Source organism: Nocardioides maradonensis (assembly GCF_054777115.1).
The window spans coordinates 62988-72517 of record NZ_BAAHAZ010000023.1 but is presented as its reverse complement, the minus strand read 5'-3'; the positions used below and the strand labels follow the sequence as shown (position 1 = coordinate 72517).

General features: G+C 72.8%; 10 protein-coding genes. 7 read left to right on the top strand and 3 right to left on the bottom strand.

All coding sequences use genetic code 11. The features are described 5' to 3' along the window. Nucleotides 1-99: 99 nt before the first annotated feature. A complete protein-coding gene (locus ACYVAQ_RS21495) occupies nucleotides 100-966 on the bottom strand; it encodes an EamA family transporter (RefSeq protein ID WP_460792601.1) in 867 nt (288 codons plus the stop codon). Nucleotides 967-989: 23 nt separating this feature from the next. Between ACYVAQ_RS21495 and ACYVAQ_RS21490 the strand changes: the two genes are divergently transcribed. From ACYVAQ_RS21490 to ACYVAQ_RS21480, 3 genes are read left to right on the top strand one after another with little or no spacing between them, the layout of a single operon-like run. Beyond that, nucleotides 990-1451: an SRPBCC family protein gene (locus ACYVAQ_RS21490; protein ID WP_460792600.1), complete on the top strand. Its 462-nt coding sequence runs from the start codon at nucleotides 990-992 to the stop codon at nucleotides 1449-1451. A 43-nt stretch (nucleotides 1452-1494) separates the two neighbouring features. Beyond that, on the top strand, nucleotides 1495-3342 hold the full coding sequence (ilvD, locus tag ACYVAQ_RS21485) for a dihydroxy-acid dehydratase (protein ID WP_460792598.1): 1848 nt from the start codon (nucleotides 1495-1497) through the stop codon (nucleotides 3340-3342). A 36-nt stretch (nucleotides 3343-3378) separates the two neighbouring features. Further along, the gene (locus tag ACYVAQ_RS21480) at nucleotides 3379-4218 is read left to right on the top strand and encodes a hypothetical protein (protein ID WP_460792596.1); all 840 of its coding nucleotides are present in this window, start codon (nucleotides 3379-3381) and stop codon (nucleotides 4216-4218) included. Between the two features lie 4 nt (nucleotides 4219-4222). Here the strand turns inward: ACYVAQ_RS21480 and ACYVAQ_RS21475 are convergent, their stop codons facing one another. Continuing rightward, nucleotides 4223-5383 carry a benzoate/H(+) symporter BenE family transporter gene (locus tag ACYVAQ_RS21475; protein WP_460792595.1) on the bottom strand — a complete coding sequence of 387 codons (1161 nt, stop codon included), beginning with the start codon at nucleotides 5381-5383 and terminating at the stop codon, nucleotides 4223-4225. A gap of 58 nt (nucleotides 5384-5441) precedes the next feature. On the opposite strand from ACYVAQ_RS21475, the gene ACYVAQ_RS21470 reads away from it, so the two are divergent. From ACYVAQ_RS21470 to ACYVAQ_RS21455, 4 genes are read left to right on the top strand one after another with little or no spacing between them, the layout of a single operon-like run. Further along, entirely contained in the window at nucleotides 5442-5984 is a 543-nt protein-coding gene (locus ACYVAQ_RS21470) for a helix-turn-helix domain-containing protein (RefSeq protein WP_460792594.1), read from the top strand. 28 nt (nucleotides 5985-6012) lie between these two features. Next, complete coding sequence (locus tag ACYVAQ_RS21465; RefSeq protein WP_460792593.1) at nucleotides 6013-6594, top strand: pyridoxamine 5'-phosphate oxidase family protein; 582 nt, start codon at nucleotides 6013-6015, stop codon at nucleotides 6592-6594. Continuing rightward, nucleotides 6563-7627, top strand: a complete 1065-nt coding sequence (locus ACYVAQ_RS21460) for an FUSC family protein (RefSeq protein ID WP_460792592.1) — start codon at nucleotides 6563-6565, stop codon at nucleotides 7625-7627. The genes ACYVAQ_RS21465 and ACYVAQ_RS21460 overlap by 32 nt, the downstream gene beginning before the upstream one ends. Then, entirely contained in the window at nucleotides 7624-8331 is a 708-nt protein-coding gene (locus ACYVAQ_RS21455; RefSeq protein WP_460792591.1) for a GNAT family N-acetyltransferase, read from the top strand. Before ACYVAQ_RS21460 ends, ACYVAQ_RS21455 begins: the two co-directional genes overlap by 4 nt. A gap of 39 nt (nucleotides 8332-8370) precedes the next feature. Here the strand turns inward: ACYVAQ_RS21455 and ACYVAQ_RS21450 are convergent, their stop codons facing one another. Beyond that, nucleotides 8371-9381 carry a galactokinase gene (locus ACYVAQ_RS21450; protein ID WP_460792590.1) on the bottom strand — a complete coding sequence of 337 codons (1011 nt, stop codon included), beginning with the start codon at nucleotides 9379-9381 and terminating at the stop codon, nucleotides 8371-8373. Between the last annotated feature and the right edge of the window lie 149 nt (nucleotides 9382-9530).

Below are 9530 nucleotides of genomic sequence, written 5' to 3'. Positions count from 1 at the left end.
AGGAACTAAAGCGCCGCATCCGACAGACTGCTGCCTGACCAACCGCGGTCAAGCAGTCAGAGACGTCGACCTGTCACCCCGACCCGTGATTCGGAAGTCCTAGTCGTGCGGCGCGGTAGCCGCGGTGGTGGTGCGCGTGGCGCCGATGCTGGCGATCACCACGCAGGCGATGGCCAGCCACTGCACCGGGCGGAGGTGCTCGCCGATGATGAGCAGGGCGGTCAGGGCGGCCGCGGCCGGCTCCAGGCTCATCAGGACGCCCATCGTGGCCGTCGGGATCCGCCGCAGCGCGGACATCTCGGCGCTGTACGGGATCACCGAGCTGAGCATGCCGACGGCGGCGCCGGTGAGCAGGATGTGCGGCTCGTCGAGTCGGTCCCGGACCTGCAGCAGGCCCGGGGTCAGCAGCACCGTGGCCACCAGGCTCGCCACGGCCAGGCCGTCCAGGCCCTGCCAGTGCCGCCCGGTGCGCGCGGTCAGCACGATGTAGCCCGCCCAGGCCGTGCCCGCGAGCACGGCGAGCAGGGCGCCGGTCCAGTCCCACGTGCCCCGCTGCGCCCCCAGCAGCACGACGCCCGCGCCGGCCAACCCCGCCCACACCAGGTCGCGGGGCCGGTGCGAGCCGACCACCGCGAGCGTCAGCGGGCCGAGGAACTCGATCGTCACCGCGACACCGAGCGGGATCCGGGAGAACGACTCATAGATCGCCACGTTCATCGTGGCCAGGCAGACCCCCAGCCCGAGCACCGTCAGCCAGTCCTGGCGGCTCCGTCCGCCCAGCCGCGGACGTGCGACGAGCAGCAGCACCACCGTGCTCGTGACGAGCCGCAGCCACACCATGCCCGGCGGGCTGACCTGGTCGAAGAGACCCTTCGCGAACGCGGCGCCGGCCTGGACCGACACGATCCCGACGACGACCAGGGCCAGGGCCACGCCGAACGACGGGCGATGGGTGCGGGTCGACACCCGTTCACCCTAGGGTCAGCGCCATGCCGTCCTTCTCCCACTCCCGCTCGACCGTCATCGCCGCGCAGGCCACGACCATCCACGCGCTGATCTCCGACTTCCACGAGTGGACCAAGTGGTCGCCGTGGGAGGGCCTCGACCCCGCGCTGCAGCGCAGCTACGACGGCGAGGGCGTGGGGGCGACGTACCACTGGAAGGGCAACAGCAAGGCGGGGGAGGGCACGATGACGTTCACCGCGATCTCGGCCTCGCAGATCGACGTCGACCTGTCCTTCCTGAAGCCGTTCAAGGCCGAGAACGAGGTCTCGTTCGAGCTCGTGCCGGTCGAGGGCGGCACGCGGGTCACCTGGACCATGGGCGGCAACCGGAACCCGGTGTTCGCGCTGATGGGCCGGCTGTTCCTCGACAAGGCGATCGGCAAGGACTTCGACAGGGGCCTCGCGAGCCTCAAGGCCGTCGCGGAGCGGGAGGACCAGCAGGGCTGAGATCGGGGCGGAGCGGCGTACGGGCGGCGCCTATCCTTGACCCATGCCGCAACTTCGTTCCGCAACCTCCACGTCCGGCCGCAACATGGCCGGTGCCCGCGCGCTCTGGCGCGCCACCGGCATGACGGACTCGGACTTCGGCAAGCCCATCGTCGCGATCGCGAACTCCTTCACCGAGTTCGTGCCGGGCCACGTGCACCTGCGCAACATGGGCAAGCTCGTCGCCGACTCGGTCAAGGCCGCCGGCGCGAACGCCAAGGAGTTCAACACGATCGCGGTCGACGACGGCATCGCGATGGGCCACGGCGGCATGCTCTACAGCCTGCCGAGCCGTGAGCTGATCGCGGACGCCGTGGAGTACATGGTCCAGGCGCACTGCGCGGACGCGCTGGTCTGCATCTCCAACTGCGACAAGATCACCCCCGGCATGCTGCTCGCGGCGCTGCGGCTCAACATCCCCGTCGTCTTCGTGTCCGGCGGCCCGATGGAGGCCGGCAAGACCGTCGCCATCGACGGCCTGGTGCACGAGAAGCTCGACCTGGTCGACGCGATGTCGCTGTCGGCCAACGACGCGGTGAGCGACGAGCTGCTCGACACGATCGAGCGCTCCGCCTGCCCGACCTGCGGCTCGTGCTCCGGCATGTTCACGGCCAACTCGATGAACTGCCTGACCGAGGCGATCGGGCTGTCGCTGCCGGGCAACGGCTCGACCCTGGCCACGCACGCCGCCCGCAAGGACCTCTTCATCGAGGCCGGCCGGCTCATCGTGGACCTGTGCAAGCGCTACTACGAGGACGACGACGAGAGCGTCCTGCCGCGTGCCATCGCGAGCCGCGCCGCGTTCGAGAACGCCGTCGCGCTCGACGTCGCGATGGGCGGCTCGACGAACACGGTCCTGCACCTGCTCGCCGCAGCCCGCGAGGCCGAGCTCGACTTCACCGTGCACGACATCGACGCGATCTCGCGCCGGGTGCCGTGCCTGAGCAAGGTCGCGCCGAACAGCCCGAAGTACCACATGGAGGACGTCCACCGGGCCGGCGGCATCCCCGCGCTGCTCGGTGAGCTGCGTCGTGGCGGCGCCCTCAACGAGGACGTCCACACCGTCCACTCCGCGAACGTCGAGGAGTGGCTGGGCCGCTGGGACATCCGCGGCGAGAACCCGAGCCCGGAGGCGCTGGAGCTGTTCCACGCCGCGCCCGGTGGGGTGCGCACGACCGAGGCGTTCTCCACGGAGAACCGCTGGGCGACGCTCGACACCGACGCCGCCGAGGGCTGCATCCGCGACCTCGAGCACGCCTACTCCAAGGACGGCGGCCTGGCCATCCTGCACGGCAACCTCGCCGAGGACGGCTGCGTCGTGAAGACCGCCGGCGTGCCCGAGGAGATCTGGACGTTCACCGGGACGGCGATCGTCTTCGAGTCCCAGGACGACGCCGTCGCGGGGATCCTCGACAAGACCGTGCAGGAGGGCCACGTCGTGGTCATCCGGTACGAGGGCCCCAAGGGCGGCCCGGGCATGCAGGAGATGCTCTACCCGACCTCCTTCCTCAAGGGGCGCGGCCTCGGCCAGAAGTGCGCGCTGATCACCGACGGCCGCTTCTCCGGAGGTACGTCGGGCCTGTCCATCGGCCACGTCTCCCCGGAGGCCGCCGGCGGAGGCCTGATCGCGCTGATCGAGGACGGCGACACGATCTCCATCGACATCCCGAACCGTACGATCAGCCTCGACGTCGACGAGATCGTCCTCGCCGAGCGCCGGGCCGCGCAGGAGAAGCGCGACAAGCCCTACACGCCGCTCGACCGCGACCGCCCGGTCAGCGCCGCCCTGCGCGCCTACGCCTCGATGGCGACGGCGGCGTCGGACGGCGCCTACCGCCGCGTGCCCGAATGATCGGCGGACCGCGAGCCTGACGAGTAGCCTCCGCTCATGCGGAGGCTGTTCATCGGGATCCTCGGGATCGTCCTGCTCGGCGCGGCACTGGCGGCCCCTCGTGCGCAGGCAGCGACTCCCACCGTCTCGCAGTGGGTGCGGATCTTCCACCAGCAGGTGGATCTGACCGACGGGGGAGTCACCGAGGTCATGCGGATCGGTGGCAGCGGCAGCGCATCCCTGAGGCTGATCGGGGTGAGCCTGACCGGCGTCTCCGCGGGTGCGAAGCGCTTCGTCAGCTGGCCGACCTCGACCTACGGAGCCGACGCGCACCCGGTGACGAAGCTGAGCGGCGACCGGACGTCAGGCATCTGGCGGGTGCGGATGATGCTCACGCGGTGGGTGCCGGCCGACACCTATCGAGTGGCCGTCCTGTGGCGCGTCGGCCAGGACCGGGTGTGGAAGCAGAGCACGAGGTCGGTCACGGTCGTCAACCCGAACGGCGACGTCCAGAGCCCGACACTCGTCTGGCTGCGCAGCCCCCTCGAAGACCAGGAGGTCCCGCAGTCGACGGGCGCCGTGGCCTCCTTCCGGCTCAGCGACGATCGCTCGGGCGTCGGGCTCGTGTGGTTGTGCTACGTGAGCGCGAGTGACCCGTACGGGGAACAGCCGTGCGACGAGGCGAAGCGTGTCTCGGGGACGAACCTCGACGGTGTCTGGGCCGCTCACCTCGACCAGCTCAGCCTGCTGCCGACCGGCCCGGCAGCCGTCCGGGTCGAGGTGTGGGACCACATGCAGAACGACTCGACCTGGTACCCCGCCGACGAGCCGATGCTCGGTGGCGGGTCCGGCGGTCCGTTCCCCGGCGGCCGCGGCGACTTCACGATCGTCCCGTAGCGAGTCAGCGGCGTCGGGCGTAGGACAGCAGTCCGTGGACGGCCAGCCCGGCCACGAGTGACCAGAAGGCGGCGCCGACCCCGAGGAACGACGTACCGCTGGCGGCGACGAGCAGGGTGATGAGGGCCGGCTCGTGCGGGCCGTCGCCGGCCAGCGCCGTACGGACCGCGGAGCCGAGGGTGCCGAGCAGCGCGAGGCCGGCCACGGCCTCGAGGATGCCCGCGGGCGCGGCGGTGACGAGGGCGACGAGCAGCGGTGAGGCGAGCGCGAGGACCAGGTAGGTCCAGCCGGCCGTGTCGGCGGCGCGCCAGCGGCGCGTGCGGTCCGGGCCGGCGTCCGGGCCGGCCGCGAGGGCGGCGGTGATCGCGGCGAGGTTGATCGCGTGGCCGCCGAAGGGCGCGCCGAGCGCCGTACCGATGCCGGTGGTGGCCATCGAGGCCCGCCACGGCACCTCGAAGTCGTACGACGCCAGCACGGCCACGCCCGGCAGGTTCTGGGCCGCCATGGTGACGAGGAACAGCGGCAGGGCGAGGCCGAGCACCGCGCCCACGCTGAGGTGGGGTGTCGTCCAGACGGGCTCCGGAAGGACGCCGGTGAGCCGGGCGTGGTGCCGCACGACCTCCACGACGACGGTCGCCAGGGCGACGGCGAACGCGAGCGGCACCGCCCACCGCCGGGCCACGACGAGCCCGACCAGCCAGGTCAGCACGGCCGGTCCCACGAGCAGCGGCGACGTCGCGAACCCCGTGACCGGGGCGAGGCACAGCGGGAGGAGGACGCCGGCCAGCATCGCCTGCGCCAGCTCGGCGGGGATGCGGGCGATCAGGCGTCCCAGCGCCGGCCAGAGCGCGGTCGCAAGGACCAGCGCGGCGACGACGAGGAACGCGCCGACAGCGGCGGGCCAGCCGCCGCCCACCGCGCCGGTCGTCGCCAGCAGCGCGGCACCCGGCGTCGACCAGGCGAGGGTGACCGGGATGCGGTAGCGGCGGCTGAGCAGGATCGTGCCGAGGCCCATCGTCACGCAGAGCACGACCAGGCCGGAGGCTGCCTCGGTCGGCGTCGCCCCGACGCCGCGGAGGCCAGCCAGCACGACGGCGAACGAGCTGGTGAAGCCGACGAGCGCCAGCGTGATCCCGGCGATCGTCGTCGTCGCACGGTGTTCCATGAACAGAACCTTAGGTCATGCGGTTCTGTTTCCAGAACCCTGCTCTAGGCTCGACCCCATGTCCGACGACCCGGCGATGCTCATCGGTGGGCGGGTCCGCGCCGCCCGCCGCGAGCGCGGCATCGCCCTGGGCGCACTCGCGGCCCGGGCCGGCATCGGGAAGGGCTCGCTCTCCGAGATCGAGAACGGCGGACGCAACCCCACGCTCGCCACGCTCTACGCGCTCGCACGGGCGCTCGACGTCCCGCTGTCCACCCTGCTCGCCGAGCGACCGGGCACCCACGTGACGTCGCCCGGCATCGGCGCGCGGCTGCTGGACACCGAGCACCGTGCCGACGGCGTGACGGTCGAGACCTTCCGGCTCCACCTCGACGCCGGCGCGGAGCACCTCTCCGATGGCCACGGTCGCGGCGTGGTCGAGCAGCTCCTCGTCACCACCGGGCGCGCGAGCGTCGGCCCGGTCCGGCGCCAGGTGGAGGTCGGGGAGGGAGAGCTCGCGGAGTGGGAGGCACGCGGTCGGCACGTCTACCGGGCGCTCGGGGACGAGCCCGTCGAGGCGGTGCTGGTCATCCGCTGGGCACGCGCGACGCGCCCGGCCTGACGGCGCGCGCGGATGGGAGGATGCCTCCATGGCCAAGGTGCACGAGAAGGTCGACGGTCGGCTCCGGGAGTTCGTCGAGGGACAGCAGGTCTTCTTCGTCGGCACGGCGCCGCTCGCCGCCGACGGCCACCTCAACCTCTCGCCGCGCGGCATCCCCGGCACGTTCGGCATGCTCGACGAGCACACCTTCGCCTGGCTCGACGGCACCGGCAGCGGCAGCGAGACGATCGCGCACCTGCGGGAGAACGGCCGGGTCACCGTGATGTTCTGCGCCTTCGAGGGACCTCCCAACGTGGTGCGTTTCCACGGCAGCGGCACCGTCGTCCCGCTCACCGACGAGAGGTACGCCGAGCTGGCCGGCCGCTTCACGGACCTGCCGGGCGCCCGCGCGGTGATCGTCGTCGACATCGAGCGGATCTCCGACGCCTGCGGGTACGGCGTCCCGCTGATGGAGTACGCCGGGGAGCGGGACCTGCTGCCGGCGTACTTCGAGCGCAAGGGACCCGAGGGCTCCGCCGACTACCGGCGCCTGAAGAACCGGACGAGCCTGGACGGCCTGCCGGCGTACGACTTCGACGGTGACGCCGACCCCGACCCCGCGGATGCCTGAGGCGACCACCGGCTGGCGGCGCCTGTTCGTCGTCAACCGGGTGACCGGCTCGCACCGGATCGCCGCCCGGGCCGCGATCTCGGTCCTGGTGCCGCTGCTCGTCGTCTACGTCGCCGACCAACCGCGCTGGTCGCTCTACGCCACCTTCGGCGCGTTCACCGCGCTGTACGGCCGCGAGCGGGTCGACCTGCCGCGGGTGCGGTTGCAGGCGGTCGCCGGCCTCTCGCTCGTCCTGGCCGTCAGCCTCGGCGCGACTGTCGCGGTCTCGCCCCACCGCGCGTGGCTGGCGGTCCCGATCGCTGCGCTGCTGGCCACCGCGGTCACCTGGATCTCGGGCACCCAGGGCTGGCACCCGCCCGGCTCGCTGTTCTGCCTGTTCGGCTTCGCCGCGGTCGCGTCGGTCCCGGGCACGTGGCGGCAGGTGGAGGAGGCGGCCGCGGTGGCCGCGTCGGCGGCTGCCTTCGCGGTCGTGGTCGGCAACGTGGGGGCGCTCGTGCGGAGGGTGCGGCGTTCCGCCGCCGTCACGCCGGCCGGCCCCGCGATCGGCGGCGCCCGGGGGCGCTGGGTCCGGCAGGCGTGGATGTCGGGCCTCGGCGTCGCGATCGCCGGCTCGATCGCGACCGGTGCGGGGATCGGCCGGCCGTACTGGGCGATGGTGTCGGCGGTGGTGCCCCTCGTCGCACCCGACTTCGCCACGCAGGTCGTCCGCGGCACCCACCGCGTCATGGGCACCGCCGGGGGACTGGTCGTGGCGTGGGCGCTGCTGGAGCTCGACCTCCCGGTGCTCACCACGATCCTGCTGGTCGGCGCGCTCCAAGCGCTCACCGAGCTGGTGGTGGGCCGCCACTACGCCGCAGCGCTGCTGTTCATCACCCCGCTCGCGCTGCTCATGGTCCACCTCGCCGCGCCCATCCCGGTCCGCGAGCTGCTCACTGACCGCGGGCTGGAGACGCTCATCGGTGTCGCCGTCGGCCTGGCCATCGGCTGGGCCGGACGCATCCGGCCCGCCCGGCCGCTAGCCTCGCCCTCGTGAGCGAGGTCAACGCGTTCGGCCAGCAGGTCGGCGAGGTCGTCGAGGGCTGGGAGCCGCGCGAGCGACCGGAGCCGAAGGTCCTCGAGGGGCGCTACGTCCGCGTCGTGCCGCTGACCTCGGCGCACTACTCCGACCTCTTCGCGGCCACGTGCGGCGCCGACGACGGAGACCTCTGGACCTACCGGCCGATCCCGCGGCCGACGTCCCTGCCCGACCTCTGGATGCACCTCGCGGGACAGGTGGAGCGCGACGACATGGTGACGTTCGCGTTCGTCCCGACCGAGGGCGAGCGGGCGGGGCGCGGCACCGGCATCGCGTCGTACCTGCGGATCGAGCCGGACCACGGACAGGTCGAGGTCGGGGGAGTGCTGCTCGGCAGGGGCCTCCAGCGGACCCGCGCGGCCACCGAGGCGATCCACCTGCTCATCCGGCACGCCTTCGACGACCTCGGCTACCGGCGCTTCGAGTGGAAGTGCGACAGCCTCAACGAGCCGTCGCGGCGTGCCGCCGCCCGCTACGGCTTCACCTACGAGGGCCGGTTCCGCAACCACCTGGTCGTCCAGGGCCGCAACCGCGACACCGACTGGTTCTCGATCACGGACGCCGAGTGGCCCGCGATCCGGGAGCGCCACGAGACCTGGCTCGACCCGGCCAACTTCGACGCGGACGGGCGCCAGCGCTCACCCCTGTCCCGTCGTATCTGACCAACGCGTTGGGTTTTCGGCTGAAACCCAACGCGTTGGTCAGGTACGACGCGCCCCCGGCCCCGCCCCGGTCGTGAACCAGCGCGGCGCCGCCCAGCCCCGCGCCTCGAAGGCGGCCGCCACGGCCCGCCCACAGGCATCGGCCCGTGAGGCGGCGACCAGGCCGATGACACAGCCGCCGAAGCCGCCGCCGGTCATCCGCGCCCCCAGCGCGCCGGCGGCCTCGAGCGTCGCGGCGGCGAGGTCGAGCTCGGGCGTGGTCACCTCGTAGTCGTCGCGCAGCGAGGCGTGCGAGGCGGACAGCAGCGGCCCGATCTCGTCCGGTCGCCCAGCACGGAGCAGGTCGACGACGTCGCGCACCCGCTGGTTCTCGGTCCGCACGTGGCGCAGGTACGCCGGGACGCCGGCCGCGCAGCCGGCCCGCCGGGCGGCGTACTCACCGTCCGCGTGGCTGTGCCGGACCATCGTGTCCAGCACCAGGACCGTCAGGCCGGCGTCGGCGAGGGCGAGCGGCACCTGCTCGGTCCGCATCGTCGCGAAGTCGATGAGCAGGGCGTGGTCCTCACGGCAGCCCAGCGAGGCCATCTGGTCGAGCCCGCCGGTGGGGGCGCCGACCACGTCGTTCTCGGCGGCGCGCGCGACCGCGACGAGCTCCGCGAGCGGGAGCGACAGCCCGAGGTGGTCGGCCACGGCGGCCGTGACCGAGCAGACGACGGCGGCCGACGACGACAACCCCGAGCCGGACGGTACGTCGCTGTCGATGCTCACCTCGAGGGGAGGGACGTCGTGCCCGCGGTCGCGCAGCACCCACAGCGGGCCCAGGGCGTAGCGGACCCACGTCGGCACGTCGGCGTGCGGCAGGTCGGCGATGTCGTCGAGCGGCACGGGGGAGGGCTGCTGCGCCGAGCTCACGGCGTACCTCGCCGACGGGCCGACCCGGGCGGTGCAGCCCAGCCCGATCGCGAACGGCAGCGCGAGCCCGCCGTTGTAGTCGGTGTGCTCGCCGATCAGGTTGACCCGCCCCGGGGCGCGCCACGTCGTACCGCTCACGCGGCCACTCTGCCAGCCGGTGTGCACTGACGAAGGGTGAGACTCGCGTCTTGCTCCTTGGGACGGCATGGGAGACTGTTCGACGCGACGACGTACGACCGCGTACGCTGGATCCATGCATGAGCAGCTTCTCGTACGCAGCGGACGCG